Source organism: Jeotgalicoccus huakuii, from assembly GCF_036665975.1.
GTDB classification, from domain to species: Bacteria; Bacillota; Bacilli; order Staphylococcales; family Salinicoccaceae; genus Jeotgalicoccus; species Jeotgalicoccus marinus.
On the sequence record NZ_JAVIYN010000002.1, the window covers coordinates 17,267 to 32,214 of the forward strand.

Here is a 14,948-nt window from a genome sequence, read left to right on the forward strand (position 1 = left end):
CCTTCTATCTTGTTTAAGATTTAAAAGAGGAGTGCTTTACATGTCCATCTTCTCATCTTTAAGTCACAAGAACTTTAAGGAATTAGCACAGTTCCCCTAAGGGTCCGCTGCTGAGGTATCGACGGGCCTGTTCCCTCCACCTCTCTGGATAAGAATTTTATTTACTTAATTGAACATTATATTAGCACTAGCCATAATATTCTGTCAAAAAACTTATGAATCACTAAGTGAAAACACTTTCTTCATATATATTATAGACTTTGTTTTTAATGTGTAATAGTATATCTCTTATGCTTTTAATAAGGAGGTTAATATGAAGGATCAAGCTTCAAGACAACTTGTCATTACAATTTTTATGATCGGTGCCTTTGCAGTCGGCATGACTGAGTATGTCGTAACCGGTCTATTAACTCAATTTGCAGCAGATTTAAACGTTGAAGTTTCTACAACCGGTTTACTCTTAAGTGTCTACGCACTCAGTGTTGCTGTATTTGGTCCGGTGATTCGATTATTAACGTTGAGATTTTCTCCGAAATTACTCTTAATAATTTTAATTTCTATATTTATAGTTTCTAATATTGTTGCCGCGACCGCACCAAATTTTGAAGTATTGCTATTATCGCGCTTATTATCAGCTTCTATGCATGCACCCTTTTTCGGTGTCATGATGAGTTTAGCGATGGCAATTTCTCCACCAAATAAGAAAACCGCTGCAGTTGCCCTAGTAAATGGTGGGCTCGTCATCGCAGTGATGCTCGGTGTACCATTTGGTTCATACATTGGTGCCTTGTTAGACTGGAGAATCGTCTTTTGGATTATCGTTACCCTCGGCATAATCAACTTACTTGGACTCATACTATTCACCCCAAACTATAAGACAGGTGAAGCACCGAAAGTCTCTAGTGAATTGTCAGCATTAAAAGATAAGAATGTCATCATGTTAATGATTACGATTATTTTTGGATACTCAGGTGTATTTACTGCCTATACGTTTTTAGAGCCCATGTTAAGAGACATTGCTGGTATGGGAGACTATGGTGTCACTTTTAGTATGCTAATGTTTGGTACTTTTGCAGTTATTGGTAACTTCTCATCCGGTCGAATTCAACCCGGAAAACTAACTGGAGCAGTGACTTTGGTTATTCTGTTCTTAGCCATCGTCTTATTCGGTTTAACCTTTATGTTAGAAGTGCCTTATCTTGCCTACCTTGCTGCTGGATTATTCGGCTTAGGCACATTCGGAATTTCACCAATGTTGAACTCTAAGATTATTTTTGCAGCAGTTACCGCACCCGCTTTAGCCGGTACTTTGGCTGCTTCAGTTTTCAATCTTTCAAACTCAATCGGTGCATCACTCGGTTCACTCTTATTGACTAACGGATTCTCGTACCGTGAGATTACCTTCATCGCCGGTGGTATGTTAGTATTTGGCGCTTTATGTATGGTCGCCACTCACTTCATAGAAGATAAAAGCCGTTTTGAAAATTAATGTTTTTAATATCTTTATTGCTAGCGGCTCTCTGTGATCGCTACAGCGGGCCACCCACTATTATCAACATCACAAAAAAGCGTTGAACTCTATAAGGTTCAACGCTTTTCTTATTTATTTAACATCACTTTTGCAATCCTTTTATAACTCTTGACCTTATCGGAAAAGTCATGAGTAATCGTCACTATCATTAACTCATCGACACCGTAAGTTCTTTGATATGACATCAACTCATCCCGTACAAAATCAGCATCTCCTATGATGACATTGTCACGGATTTTATTGAACTCAGCTACTTCTTCCTCTGTCAATTCAATTGCTGAAACTTCATCAAATGAAGGTATACCAGAAAATTCTCGTCCAGTAGATTTTAAGGCTTGATTGACTAAATAAGGTCTCGCCATTCTTTCTGCTTCCTCAAATGTTTGACCACAAAAAGTGTTGACCGTAACTATGATTTCTCCATTATTGCTACCTGCTTTATAGGTCGATAGCACTTCGCCTGTCGATTGGCTACTCATAAATTCCCCATAACAGTAATTCAACTGATTGTCTCTGGCAAAAATCGCACTTTTTTCACTGGTACCGAGCATCCACATTTTGACTTGATGCTGGCTATCTGGCATAACCTTCAAGTTCTCTCTTGTTCATTAACAATGCTTTTAATTCACTGACTAAGTCTGGCATCTTAAAGACATGTCCAAGATAATTATCACTTAGTGCTTCAGAGGCAACGTTATCTCCGCCCGGGGCACGACCGATGCCGACATCAATCCGATCACCGTGAAGTGCGAGCAGTGTATTAAAAGTCTCTGCCACTTTTAATGGTTTATAATAAGGCAGCAGTGTTGCACCGCTGCCTAGTCTAATATCTTTAGTTATCATCCCAATTGCACCGAGCGTTACTTCTGGTGCACTTGAGGATAAGCCTTTCATTGCATGGTGTTCTGCTAACCAAAAACGAGTATACCCTAATTGATCAGCAACACTTGCAAGTTTCACACTATTACCCAGTGCTTCTTCTGCTGTCATGTGTGTTGAAATTGGTGCCTGGTCTAATATACTTATACGCATATTAATCTATGACTTTCAAAGTAATATTATACTCTCCAACATTGTCTTCTTCATACAAGTTGTCTAGAGATGTTGAGAAGTTAACAATCTTCGCTTCGAATTCTTCATTATCATTCCCTGGAATTCTTACACGAAATTGCTCTTGATACAAGTGTTCTGATAAGTGGTGATAATCTTCACTCGCCACATCGAAAACGATGTTCACAGTACCCTCTTCTTTATCTCTAACGAGTTCTTTTACATCTAAAGTTAAGTCATCGAGCATGATTATCTCGTACGCCATTCTATTCCATCCTTTCAATACATTAAAAAGAATAATAACATTACAACTATTCTTTTACTATTAAAATGCATACCCTTTTCTTATAAATTTAACCTTCTTTAGTCTTATCTTCAACAGGATAATTATACTGTTTTAAACGAGAAATAAACTGCTCATGATTTAGATGAACATGATTCAATTCTCTAAGTACTTCATCTCCATTTAAAAATTTAATTACAGTGATAACATCGTTCTCTATAGTGATATTTGTAATATCCTCTTTCATCAGCACATTTTCACCACGTCTAAATTTAATAATTATCCCACTTTCTGAGATATGAAGTTGATAATACTTATCTCCTTTGTCCGCCTTGAAGATAAAACCCATCACCAGGGCAACCAATACAATAATCGCTATGATGTAAGCACGATTAAAGGCACTTTCTTCAATGTTATTAAAAGTTCTGTATGACAAATCAAAGATAATGAACAATAAATATGCACCGAGGACAATCAAGCCAAACAAGGTAAAATTAAAGCCCTTCGGATCATAATTTTTAGGCACATCTTTTCTACTTAAATAAATCACACCGTCATCTTTCATCCTGTCACCTCATTAGAATTCTTTATTTAATATACCCGAATTCAAAGAAGTTAACAGTTACTTAGTCAGTCACTTTATCTAAAACTTGCAAGTTTTTCTCCATCAGTGAAATATAGTCTTCATCATTACTTATATTTTCTTCAGTTAATACTTCCATATTGTGAATATATTCTGCCTCTGCCCCGATTTCGTCCTGAACAACTTTAGATATTTTGCCTGGACTATTTTGCTCAAATAGTACATGACTTAGATTGTTTTCCTGAGCCACCTTACTCAATTCTTTTAGTTGTTGTTGTGAAGGCTCATCACTCATTGAATAACCAGAAACCGCTAATTGTTCCACCCCATAACGCTCCCAATAACCAAATGCAGCATGGGGCACAATAATTTTAGCGTTATCTTTATCTTTTAAAGTCGCCTTATATTTCTCATCCAGTTGCTCGAGTTCTGACGATAAGGCTTGAAAGTTCTCTTCATAGATATTTTTATGATCAGGATTTAAGTTAATCATCTCATCTTTAATAATTTCTCCAACTTCAATCATTTTCAATGGATCAATCCATATGTGTGGGTCAAAGTTATCATGGTTGTCAATAATGATATCGACATAGTCAGTAAACATTAATTCACCGTTGTTATATCCTTGTGCGCGTACAGAAAAGCTATTTTCACCCGTCTCATAAGTTAATGATTGACCCTGACTGACTTCTTTAAAATCACCGTCATCATTGACTGACCATTTCACTTCATCAACATCGGATGTATTCGTCGTCAATTCAACTTGATCACCTGTATGATAGTGGTCAGCTTGACCTTCAATTACATCTTCATCACCCTTATCATCATAACCCTGATACGCTTCATGTTGACCTTCGAAGAGATTGTGATACGCTCTAATTTTAAGCAGGTTTACGTCTTGATTTTCTAAAGCTTCTGCAATATTTGAAGAAAATGCCTCCATACCTTCACCGACATAAACTAGGGCATCACCATCTGCATAGTCTGTCATTTCTTTAATTGTGGGTTCGTACGAGTGACCATCAGCACCCGCTGGAATGATAGAAGTTGTCTCCACTGTATCACGGCCAATTTCAGACACTAAATACTCTAAAGGATACACCGTCGTATATACTTTTAACTTTTCCGACTGACTATCCTCTTCTCCTTGGCTGCAGGCACTTAAAATAAAAACCGTCAGTATAAATACAAATATTTTCTTCATGTTAAGTCCTCTCTAGTGTTGTAACATATCATTTTTTATGTCGTCGATTGTCTGATTCTTTGGATAATACGTTGGCCAATGATCGACTTCACTTAAGAGTTCTTCTCTGTCATCTCCCCAGTATAAGTGGTAGTGACCTGACTTCTCTGGAGCGATAATGTGGTCAGAAAACTGAACATATTTAGGTGCTGAGTTATCACCGTCTATTTTTTTAAAGATAAATCTGACACCTCTGTTACCTGCTTCATACTCTAAAATTTCATAGCCATCATATTCATACTGACCTGTAATAGTTTGTTCTTCACTTTTAAAAGTAATCTCACCATCTTCTTTGATCATAATGTCATTTACATCGGTTTCATAACCTGTCTGGTAATAATCTTTATATTCCACTTCTGTCATATCACCGTCTTTTGCTTTATGTTCAAACACTTCATCAAGTTCTCCAGATGTTAAATATGGGTAAACTGATTGCCATTCCCCCGCCCAATCTGACAGTTCACGGTCAGCAATATCTTCATCTTCAAAATATCCTTTATAAACATCGTTATTATGGTCATCAATATGTATTTGAACTGGTTCACTTTCAACAAGTACTTCGTGATTTTCATTATAGAAAGTGGCCTTCACTTCTAAGCCATCAACTGCCTCTATACTGATTGAGTTCTCAAACTCATCTTCAATTAAAGTCCAATCTTCACCATCAGATTTTTGATACCAGTGCCAATGACCGTTTTCTTCTTCATTCATTGATACGGACAATTCAGCCTGGTCTCCACTATGATAGTGATCGTTCAATCCTTCGATTGTCGTTGTTTGAACAACTTCACTATGTTCATGGTTGTGTTCATGTTCATGACCGCCCGATTCTACTTGTGTCTCACTTTCTGCATTTTGGCAAGCTGTCAGTAATACTAAAACTAATGACGTACCTAAAAACCATACATTCTTTTTCATAATCCTTCTCCTTTAAATCGTAATTATTACTATTCGTAATTGTTACGATTTGTATCATAGCATGAAATTTTAAAGGATGTAAACATAAATTTTAAATTTAAGCATTAAAAAAAGCGGATTGTCTGTTGCAATCCACTTCAAAATATCGATTAAGTTATCTCCAAAATGTGTCTAAATCCTTCTTATCTTCAATATTAAAGTCGATAATCTCCTTTAATAAATCGTAATCCACCGCTTGATCATACTTTATTTTAAAGGTCATCTTTTCATGACTATAACCTGCTGTCTTGATTTTATCGCTAAATGCTTCTATGCCTTTGGGTTCTGGATTAATAGAAAAGTGATGTTTTGCCGGCTTGACTCCTATGATGAAACTACCATCTTTTACATATAGCGGTGTACTCCACTTTACTTGGCCTTCAAAGTCAGGATAATGATCTTCAATCCAATCGTACACTTTAGTAATCGCTACTTTTTGCTCATCGTTCAACTTATCTAAACTCTTTTTGAATATTTCCTTTACCATTTACATCCACCTCTTATATTTAAAGAATGCGAGCATACCAATACTAATCAACAACATAATACCTAAAGTAATAAAATAACCAAACTGTAGGTTCAATTCTGGCATAAATTTAAAGTTCATGCCGTATATCCCAGTAATCAGAGTCAGTGGTAAAAAGATCGCTGAAATAATTGTAAGTACATTAATCACCCGGTTCATCTGGTAAGAATTATATGAGATATAGTTTTCTTTTATCTCGTCAATCATCTCTTCTGAGAAGGTAATAATTAGTTTCTGACGATCTATTTTCGCCTTTATTTTCTTTAGTATACGCGCACTATTCTCACTGTTAAATATTTCATCTTCCTCTGAAAACTTATCGACTAATTCCGACATCGGAACAATCACACGTTTAACACGAAAAGTCTTTCGTTTTAAATCAAAAATTGCAGTATTAATTTTAGGATCTCGCTTATTGTCACCATGCCGTTCTTCAAACTCAATCACTTCATCTTCAATATCATGAAGTATTCCAAAGTATTGTTCCACCGCCTGTAAAAGGATGAACAGTGCGATATCAACTTCTAGATCTTCTGTCATATTTTTAACTATCTTCCCTATATCGATAAAATCTTCAAGTTGACCATTGTGAAATGTGATAACAATGTCTTTCATAACACAAATATTAATGGCATGGGCTTGAAGCGTTTCCTTATCTATATTGTGACAGATTAACAACTGGTAATCGTCTGCCCTGTAATAAGATGGCCGATATAATTTTGTGATTTCATCTTCTAAGGTAATGGCTGTAAAGTCAAAGTCTCTTAGAAGTTGGTCTTTATCTTCAAAGCTCGAATAATCGTACCAAACGAAAGATGCATCAGCGGGTACGTCTTCTTTTCGTGTGGCATGAACAATTTGATTATCATATGTAATATATTCAATGCTTAGTGTCACTTTGTCACCTCTTTATAATCCTTACCCCAATTTGCCCATATATAATAAAAAAGACAGCAGATTTAATCTGCTGTCTTTACTCATCACTCTTCTTCAAAGATTGTACCTTTTTTGAACGGTGAGTTTTTAAACATTGTCTTAGATATAATTGGATATGCTATAGCAGCAACAATAAATCCAATCAACCATGCAAGATCAACGAAGGAGAAGGCTGCTGCAGCACCAATAATTAATGCGAGTAGAGCTGCATAGTTAAATCCTGAGAAGTAACCGCCTTTTTTGTATAGCTCTTTAATATCGATATGTTGTTTTCTCATCACATAGAATTCAATAATTAGAATTGCAATCATTGGCCCTAAGAATGCTGAGTATACATGAACGAATGTATCTAAACCTTTAGCGTTATCATCTTGTACAAGTAACCAAGGGAATGAACCCATAGCAAGCAGTCCTGTAATCGTTACTGCAATCTTGTAATTTAACTTAGTAAATAACTGAATAACGTAAGTTGGTGTGACGATGTTCGCAACCATGTTTACAGCAATCGCACCAAAGACAATAAATACAGAAATGAATAATTGCATTGCTTCGTTATCGAATAGGGCTGGTAAACCTAGTGCAGGGTTGGCATATCCTGTCGCACTTGCAAGCATTGCACCGACAACAATAACTGAACCATAAGCAATGATGATCGGAACAAAGTAAAGTAAGCTACGTTTGCCATCTGAGTATCCAACTTTAAGTTCTCTTGAGTAGTCTGCAGCACTTAAGAATATTGCGGCATAGTTACCAAGGAATACCATGATATAGGCGAAGAACTCAACACCCCATGTACCTTGTGTGTTAATCCATGTGTCTGCAATCGCAGCACTGTGGTCTGTTACGAGTATGTAAAATACGACAATAACAATACCCATAAGTACGATTGAAGCTACTGATTCAACCATCTTAATACTATGGAAGCCTTTCATAGAAAGTAAGATTTGAATCACAAGTAAAATTATAAATGCGACAAATACATTATCAATCGCACCATTAGAGACAATTCTAAATACCTCGTTTAATGCAGTACCACCAATCCATGACTGAATTCCGTACCAAATTACAGCAGGAACAGCACGTAGTAGTGATGAAATTAAAGTCCCTTTTTCACCAAATGACACTTTCAGCTGTGAAACATACGAAATACCGTATTTATAACCAGCACGGTCATTTAATGCAAATAATACTGAGACAATTGCAATAGCAACTAGAGCCGCTGCTATAGTTTGGTAAATATTTAATACCGCCATACCCGCTACTACAACACTGGCACCTAGTGTCATGTTACCCATGTTGACACCATCACCGATCCAAAGTGACATATAACCTGCTGCACCTAGGGTACGATCTTCTGGTCCATTAGGCTTGAGTGAATCCGTCTGAGCTGCTGCATCTGGATTCTCAAGTCCTTGAACTTCTTTATTTTCTTCTGACATGTTTACACCTCTTCAAAACATATAATTTTCAGTAATAATATCCATAAGCAATTATATATTTCTATATTCCCCATGTCTTTATCTATGATGGATAAATTTAAATCGTTTTCTCTCAATATCATACCATTTTATTATAGTTATTCACTCTTATTAATTTCTAATATCTTCAGACCGACCTGAACGGATAGCATCTCATTCGCATCCTCATAGTCCATCTGAGTAATCTCTTTGATCTTATCTAAACGATATGTGACTGTTTTATAGTGTACGTAGAGGCGGTCTGCGGTACGAGAAATATTCTGTTGGCTTTGTAAATACATATCTAAGGTTTCAATGAGCTGGTCGCGTTTATTCTTATTGTAATCTAACAGGCGTCTCAAGCTGTGCGGAATATAGTCGCTGAGTGCATTGCTATCATGCTTGAACTGATACAATAATCTATATATACCCAATTCTTCAAAGCTTTGAACCCTATTGTAGTTATTTAACATGCGGCTGACCTCTTGTGCTTCTGTATGACTTCTCGGCAAGTCAAAAACAGTCTCTGCAATTGTGCCAATTCCCGCTAAGACTTTTGCATCTGAAACACTCGCCTCAAATTTTTCAACAACTAAGTTCAAAGTCCGTTTAATGTTGGCCATCTCTTTTTTTCTATCTTTTTGACCTGAGAATATCGGCCAAATTACAATAATTTGATTGAAACGCTCTCTTATAATTGCAGATTTCAAATAGTATTCAATATTATTAATTAACACATTATAGTAGCGTTGACGAACGGTTGAATTGTTTTTACTTTCCTTAATATTTAAGGTGAATACAACAACTGCTGATCGACTATTTAAGTTAAAGTTAATATTTTGAGCACGGTCAGCAATGTCATTTTCATTTTTAATTTCACCGGATAATAAGTCATCGATGATTTCATTTTTATATTTCTTTTCCACTTCTGAAATCGCAATTTTTTTAGCTAAGTTAAGTGATAAGGCCGTAGCCGCATTTTCTATAGCCACGAAGTCAAATTCTGAGAACCCGGAGTTTATGGCACTAATGACCAACATAATCCGACTTTGATTGACAGTTGTTATCGGAATCATGATTTGTTCACATTCTCTGTCCTGTAACTTCGGATAGAGAACAGATCGACGATATATGGGAAAAATGGTGTTTAAGGTGTGTTTATCTTTCTCAAAGGTCTGAGTTTCATAGAATAGCTCCACTTCACTATCTGTTGTGGCAAGTACTTTAAAAAGTTCGTTGTAGATCGTTACCGGATTACCGATCAGTGATTCAAGCGTCTTAATAATGACCTCATCATCCATATTTCTAATAGAAAGTTCTGTGAATCTATGATTGATTTCTCTGAAGTATTCTAGTCGTTCGATATCTTGACTGAACAATTTACGTGTGACTTTCTTAATAATTTCTATGAAGGGTACATGTTCAGGAATGCTCACGATACCTATATTATTTTGATGACATATGCGAGTGACAATCTCCGGCAACTCGTTTATTTCCTTAGGTATCTTTGTGATAAGAACAGATATTTTTTTGTCAATTAAGGAGTTAATCCATTGTTCTAAAGCCTGATTATCAAAATCCTTTACAGGATAAAAACTCGTCAACAAGGCCTCTCCGCCTTTTAACCACTGTGACACATCCGGTGCATCCATTATGGTGATGCCTGTGATATATTTCGATAGGCTTTGCTTCGTTCCTATATAATTCGCTTCTTGAATTTCTTCTAATTGCAACAGTTCTCTCACTGTAAAATTCATAAGCACCTTCCTTTTTTCGCTTTTATCCAAGTTGGATAAGGATTTTTCTGTCCTTATTCTCTATCATACCAACATTTACACGTGTTTTACTAAGTGACTGCAAGAAATGGCATTCACAATTTCTTATCTATAATGGATATCTTATTTTGTACTGCTTAATGCTATGATGATATTAATATATAGAGGAGGTCATTTCATGACAAGAAAAGCATATAATACAAATACAGTCAGCAGCTCAGGTCCATACTCACATGTCACTGATGCAGGAGAATTCCTATTTTTCTCAGGCCAAACTGCCAAAAATCGTATTGATTTAAAAGAAGATTTAAAGGGGGATATTGCCCGCCAGACAGAAGTAGCTTTTAACAACCTGTTCGATGTAATGAAAGATCAGGGCGTAACTGAAGCAGATGTGGTTAAGGTTAACGTGTACCTTACTACAATGAAAAATTTTGAAGCGATGAATGAAGTGTATCAGACTAAGTTTTCAGAGCCCTTCCCATCTCGCACTTGTGTCGCAGTATATGAACTACCACTTGGTGCAGAAGTTGAAATTGAAATCATTGTAAAAAAGAATAAATAAGTAAGAAAGCAGCTGAATCAATTGATTCAGCTGCTTTACTTTTAAAATACATTTAAAGCAATGAATATTATAATCGGTACAGTGACTGCACTAAAAATTGTACTCATCATGACAATCTCTGCTGCGTACTCTGGATCATCACTATATTGCTGAGCAATAACGGAGCTATTGACAGATGATGGTAAGGCGGTCGAAATAAAGATTGCCTGTGCAACGACTCCATCAACATTAAATAGCATTAACAGCCCAAGTGACATAGCCGGAATAATCAGTAGCTTCACCGCTGTAGCGAGAAATGCACTGGGCCGTAACTTTTTAAATTTAATTCCCGCGATTTGTGTGCCAAGTATAAACAGAACGAGTCCAATCATTGAATCCTTCACATAAGATAAGGACGATATGATCGGTTCAGCAATCGCTACGTCGAAATAATTAAAACCAAGGCCAAATATTAATCCATAGAACATTGGCATCTTAAAGTAACCAAGTAAGGCCGCTAGTTTCCCTGTATCTTTTGAGCTTAAGGCAATGATGCCATAGGAATAACTGATAATGTTTTGAAACACCATGATAATGACTTGTACACTCATCGCAAAGGGATCACTTTTAAAAACTAGGTCGTTGACAGGCACACCGTAATTTCCAGCGTTATATAAAAGACTAGAGTTAGTAAAGAGCACCTTATGGTTACGATCTACACTAGCAAACGTCGCAATCAGTTGTGAAACAATAAATGATAGCCCTGCAAATATGAATAAGAATAACATGACGTAAAGTAACAGACTAAAATCAATATTGGATTGATATAGATTCATAAAAATAAAAACTGGCATTATGTAGTTAATCATCAATTTACCGAGCGTTACTCTGTCGAGCTGAAGTTTAAGTTGTATACCATAGCCGAGCAAAACTATAATCGCTATCGGTAGCATGACGTTATAAATAATAAAGATAAATTCGTTCATAGTATTCATCCTCAATCGACTTATTCTTGTTGCTTCGTATGTCTAGTATTGATCGAGAATCTCACCAAGCTGAGCTTTAAAGTTTTGTCTTTCTGCTTCTGTAAATGCTTTTGGCCCTTTTGTTCTCCCACCCGATTTTCTGACCATAGCACCCATATAACGACTTTCTAAAAGGTGATCCATGTTGTTTTTATCGTATTCGAAACCTGTGTGGTGCATCACTTTACAGCCCTTTGGGAGCAATAAGGATGCTAGACCATAGTCTTGGGTAATGATCAAATCCCCCTTTTTTGCAAGCTGAACAATTTTAAAATCTGCTGCGTCTCGACCAGCATCGACATAGATATGATTGACGTGACTTTGTAAATCCTTATTACTGAAATGCGATAAACTTGATACTAAAGTGACATCAATATTTCTATTGGCACTTTCAGAGATTACGATATCTTTGACTGGACATGCATCCGCATCGACAATAATTTTCAAAAACTCACCTCTTTTAGTACAGTATATCAGTTTTTATTCCTAAACACTTTTCTAGATTTTTTACTATGCCCTTGGATAATTTGTGATAAGAAAACTAGAGTTTTTTATCTATTATCACTAAAGACATTTTATGTAAATCTATATATTATAAATAATGATTATTATAAGAAAGAAGATGTTGGGAAATGATCAATCAACTTAAAAATTTAGATAACTGGTTAGGCGGTCTACAGTGGCTCATGTATATATTCATTAATACTGTCGTTGTTCCGATTACCATGGGGGCTGCCTTTAATCTATCTCAAGCGGAAATCGTCAGCACCATGCAATTCTCCTTTATTTTAGGCGGGATTGCCTGTTTACTACAAGCTTTAATCGGCCATAGACGCCCAATTATGGACGGTCCTTCTGGATTATGGTGGGGTGTCTTACTTGCCTTATCTACACTTGCAGCCGCACAAGGCATGCCAATCTCTGAAGTCGGTGGCAGTATAGCTGTTGGATTAGTCATCACTGGTGTATTAACCGTAATTATTGGCCTGACAGGTTTTGGTTATTACTTAGAAAAATTATTTAACCCAAGTGTGATGGGTGTGTTTATGCTTTTATTTGGTGTGTCACTTTGTATTAGCTTTTTTAAAGGGATGGTTGGTCTACCTTTTGGTGGTGGAGAAGGCCCGACAGAAATTCAAATAGGTCCAGCAATCCTATCTTTTGTTATCGTTGCACTTGTCTTAGTCTTAACGATTCGTGGATCTAACAAACTCTCACAGTATGCCATGTTAATTGGTATTATCATCGGTTGGCCATCCTATGTCCTCTTATTTGGTCAGGATGCCGAGCTCACTTCAGGCGCATCAAGTTCTTTAGAATTATTCCTCTTTCCTCTGGGTTCACCAGCTTGGAATATCGGAATTATATTAACAGTTATTATTACGGGGATGCTTAATCTATCAAAACAATATGGTTCAATCAAAGGGACAGATCCAATCTATCCAGACTCACCATCAACGAGTAAAGACTATAGGAACTCATTTACGATTACTGGAATCATGACAATTTTACCTGGCTTTTTAGGTCTAGTACCTTACTCACCTTTTGTTTCTTCAATCGGATTTATTCAACAGACTAAAATTTATGACCGTATGCCATTCATTTTTGGTGCCGCGATGTTCTTTGTTATGGGTGTCATTCCTCAAATCGGTTCATTCTTTACGATGATACCTCTAAGTGTTGGATGTGCTGTATTATTTGTATCTTATGTACAACTTTTTGGTTCAGCTTGGGATTGGTTCAAACTTGTTGAATTTAATAGTTTAAATATTTACCGTGCAGCAATACCAATGTTTTTAGGATTGGTTCTAATGGCAGTACCTGCCTCAGCATTTAGCAGCCTACCGGGCTATGTTCAACCCTTACTATCAAGCGGTTTGTTAATGGGAACCATCATCTCAATAGCAATGGAAAACTTATTGAACTGGGATAAGGTTGGTGCAACCGTCTCAAATAATATTGGTGTAAATACTGAAAAAGAAGAGCCTGTAAATAAGCTATAGCTATAAGTAAAAGCTTGGTCATCCGTTTGTAGATGGCCAAGCTTTTTATCTATTCAACTTCAATCATGTTTAAATCTAAAACGTATTCGTCATTGAAGCTGATGTTAATGTAATTCGCGTTATCTACAGAAGGGAGATACGCAGGCGCACTACTAATCTCCACTGTTTCAATAAAACGACTGCCCCTGTAATAGCTAATCATCGCTGGTGCTGTAATAACGTAGTCCCTACTAGAATTATATTCTAAGGCTTCCGTAACAGTATACTCTTCATCATCAACAAATTGTCCACGCTCATCGATTCTTTGACCTGGAAAAACATCATCTCCACTTAGGAAATCCTGACCAAACATAATCTGACCTTGGAGATTTTCAATATCAGGCTTCCCCTGGCCTAAATATTCATCAGGTGTTGTGCTTTCTTCAGCATCTGCCGATGCATTTTCGACCGCTTCATTTCTCAGCTCCACAACATCAGCTTCAGGTTCACCAAATGAAACAATCACTTGGTCCGCTTCAGGTACACTCTCTATAAGGTATGGCCCTTCATGCCCATAATTATTCGTCTTTATAAATGAATCTCCGTAAAAATAAGAAACATATGCTGCACTTGTTAAAGTATAGTCTTGACTGGCATCATAGGGAATAAAATCCGTCCGACTCATATGACTACGGGCATCATCCACACCACTATAATTAATCCAATACCCTTCTATTATGTCAATATCCTCTATTAAATCAGTGGCTGCTTGTTCCTCAGTCTCTTCCTCTGATTCTTCAACGTCAGACTCTTGGTCTTCTACGCTATTATTAACACCTGAAGATGATGTTGAATCAGTTTCTGTATCTTTTTCTGCTTCTTTAGATTCAGTGGTATTATTATCTGTTGCTTGTTCACTTTCGGTAGTTTCAGCTTGATCACTCTGATTACTACAAGCTGCTAAGGTAGTGATGCTAAACATAATAAGTAACAATACTTTCATAAGCGCCCCCCTAATATAAAATATACACCTGTTATGTATATACTTAACATTAA

At 36.5% G+C, this 14,948-nt stretch carries 16 protein-coding genes and 1 riboswitch; of the genes, 3 read left to right on the forward strand and 13 right to left on the reverse strand.

Features of this window, described 5'->3' with window-relative positions:
- Positions 1 to 49 precede the first annotated feature (49 nt).
- A riboswitch (SAM riboswitch) is annotated at positions 50 to 155 on the reverse strand.
- Between the two features lie 158 nt (positions 156 to 313).
- The gene (locus tag V6E76_RS01095) at positions 314 to 1,489 is read left to right on the forward strand and encodes an MFS transporter (protein ID WP_247348182.1); all 1,176 of its coding nucleotides are present in this window, start codon (positions 314 to 316) and stop codon (positions 1,487 to 1,489) included.
- A gap of 110 nt (positions 1,490 to 1,599) precedes the next feature.
- On the opposite strand, the gene V6E76_RS01100 is transcribed toward V6E76_RS01095, so the two are convergent.
- The 10 genes from V6E76_RS01100 to V6E76_RS01145 all read right to left on the reverse strand — a co-directional run bounded on the left by V6E76_RS01100 (position 1,600) and on the right by V6E76_RS01145 (position 10,323).
- On the reverse strand, positions 1,600 to 2,115 hold the full coding sequence (locus V6E76_RS01100) for a hypothetical protein (protein WP_247348184.1): 516 nt from the start codon (positions 2,113 to 2,115) through the stop codon (positions 1,600 to 1,602).
- On the reverse strand, positions 2,105 to 2,563 hold the full coding sequence (locus V6E76_RS01105; RefSeq protein ID WP_247348186.1) for an MsnO8 family LLM class oxidoreductase: 459 nt from the start codon (positions 2,561 to 2,563) through the stop codon (positions 2,105 to 2,107). Before V6E76_RS01105 ends, V6E76_RS01100 begins: the two co-directional genes overlap by 11 nt.
- Before the next feature lies 1 nt (position 2,564).
- Positions 2,565 to 2,846, reverse strand: coding sequence for a DUF3219 family protein (locus V6E76_RS01110; RefSeq protein WP_247348188.1), 282 nt, complete (start codon positions 2,844 to 2,846; stop codon positions 2,565 to 2,567).
- A gap of 88 nt (positions 2,847 to 2,934) precedes the next feature.
- On the reverse strand, positions 2,935 to 3,429 hold the full coding sequence (locus V6E76_RS01115) for a hypothetical protein (RefSeq protein ID WP_247348190.1): 495 nt from the start codon (positions 3,427 to 3,429) through the stop codon (positions 2,935 to 2,937).
- A 61-nt stretch (positions 3,430 to 3,490) separates the two neighbouring features.
- On the reverse strand, positions 3,491 to 4,651 hold the full coding sequence (locus tag V6E76_RS01120; protein ID WP_247348192.1) for a metal ABC transporter solute-binding protein, Zn/Mn family: 1,161 nt from the start codon (positions 4,649 to 4,651) through the stop codon (positions 3,491 to 3,493).
- Positions 4,652 to 4,663: 12 nt separating this feature from the next.
- Positions 4,664 to 5,608 (reverse strand): metal-binding protein ZinT, encoded by a 945-nt coding sequence (locus V6E76_RS01125; protein WP_247348194.1) that lies wholly within the window; start codon positions 5,606 to 5,608, stop codon positions 4,664 to 4,666.
- Positions 5,609 to 5,762: 154 nt separating this feature from the next.
- Entirely contained in the window at positions 5,763 to 6,134 is a 372-nt protein-coding gene (locus V6E76_RS01130) for a DUF1801 domain-containing protein (RefSeq protein WP_247348196.1), read from the reverse strand.
- Positions 6,135 to 7,070 (reverse strand): CorA family divalent cation transporter, encoded by a 936-nt coding sequence (locus tag V6E76_RS01135; protein WP_247348197.1) that lies wholly within the window; start codon positions 7,068 to 7,070, stop codon positions 6,135 to 6,137.
- An 83-nt stretch (positions 7,071 to 7,153) separates the two neighbouring features.
- Positions 7,154 to 8,548: an NCS1 family transporter gene (locus V6E76_RS01140; RefSeq protein WP_247348198.1), complete on the reverse strand. Its 1,395-nt coding sequence runs from the start codon at positions 8,546 to 8,548 to the stop codon at positions 7,154 to 7,156.
- A 137-nt stretch (positions 8,549 to 8,685) separates the two neighbouring features.
- A complete protein-coding gene (locus tag V6E76_RS01145) occupies positions 8,686 to 10,323 on the reverse strand; it encodes a PucR family transcriptional regulator (protein WP_247348200.1) in 1,638 nt (545 codons plus the stop codon).
- Between the two features lie 196 nt (positions 10,324 to 10,519).
- Here V6E76_RS01145 and V6E76_RS01150 point away from each other — a divergent pair, with 196 nt between their 5' ends.
- A complete protein-coding gene (locus tag V6E76_RS01150) occupies positions 10,520 to 10,906 on the forward strand; it encodes a RidA family protein (protein WP_247348202.1) in 387 nt (128 codons plus the stop codon).
- 41 nt (positions 10,907 to 10,947) lie between these two features.
- Here V6E76_RS01150 and V6E76_RS01155 read toward each other — a convergent pair whose 3' ends face one another.
- The gene (locus V6E76_RS01155) at positions 10,948 to 11,871 is read right to left on the reverse strand and encodes an AEC family transporter (protein ID WP_247348204.1); all 924 of its coding nucleotides are present in this window, start codon (positions 11,869 to 11,871) and stop codon (positions 10,948 to 10,950) included.
- A gap of 42 nt (positions 11,872 to 11,913) precedes the next feature.
- Complete coding sequence (locus V6E76_RS01160) at positions 11,914 to 12,357, reverse strand: YaiI/YqxD family protein (RefSeq protein ID WP_247348206.1); 444 nt, start codon at positions 12,355 to 12,357, stop codon at positions 11,914 to 11,916.
- Between the two features lie 185 nt (positions 12,358 to 12,542).
- Between V6E76_RS01160 and V6E76_RS01165 the strand changes: the two genes are divergently transcribed.
- Entirely contained in the window at positions 12,543 to 13,913 is a 1,371-nt protein-coding gene (locus tag V6E76_RS01165; RefSeq protein ID WP_247348208.1) for a uracil/xanthine transporter, read from the forward strand.
- A gap of 49 nt (positions 13,914 to 13,962) precedes the next feature.
- Here V6E76_RS01165 and V6E76_RS01170 read toward each other — a convergent pair whose 3' ends face one another.
- Positions 13,963 to 14,895, reverse strand: a complete 933-nt coding sequence (locus V6E76_RS01170) for a hypothetical protein (protein WP_247348211.1) — start codon at positions 14,893 to 14,895, stop codon at positions 13,963 to 13,965.
- Between the last annotated feature and the right edge of the window lie 53 nt (positions 14,896 to 14,948).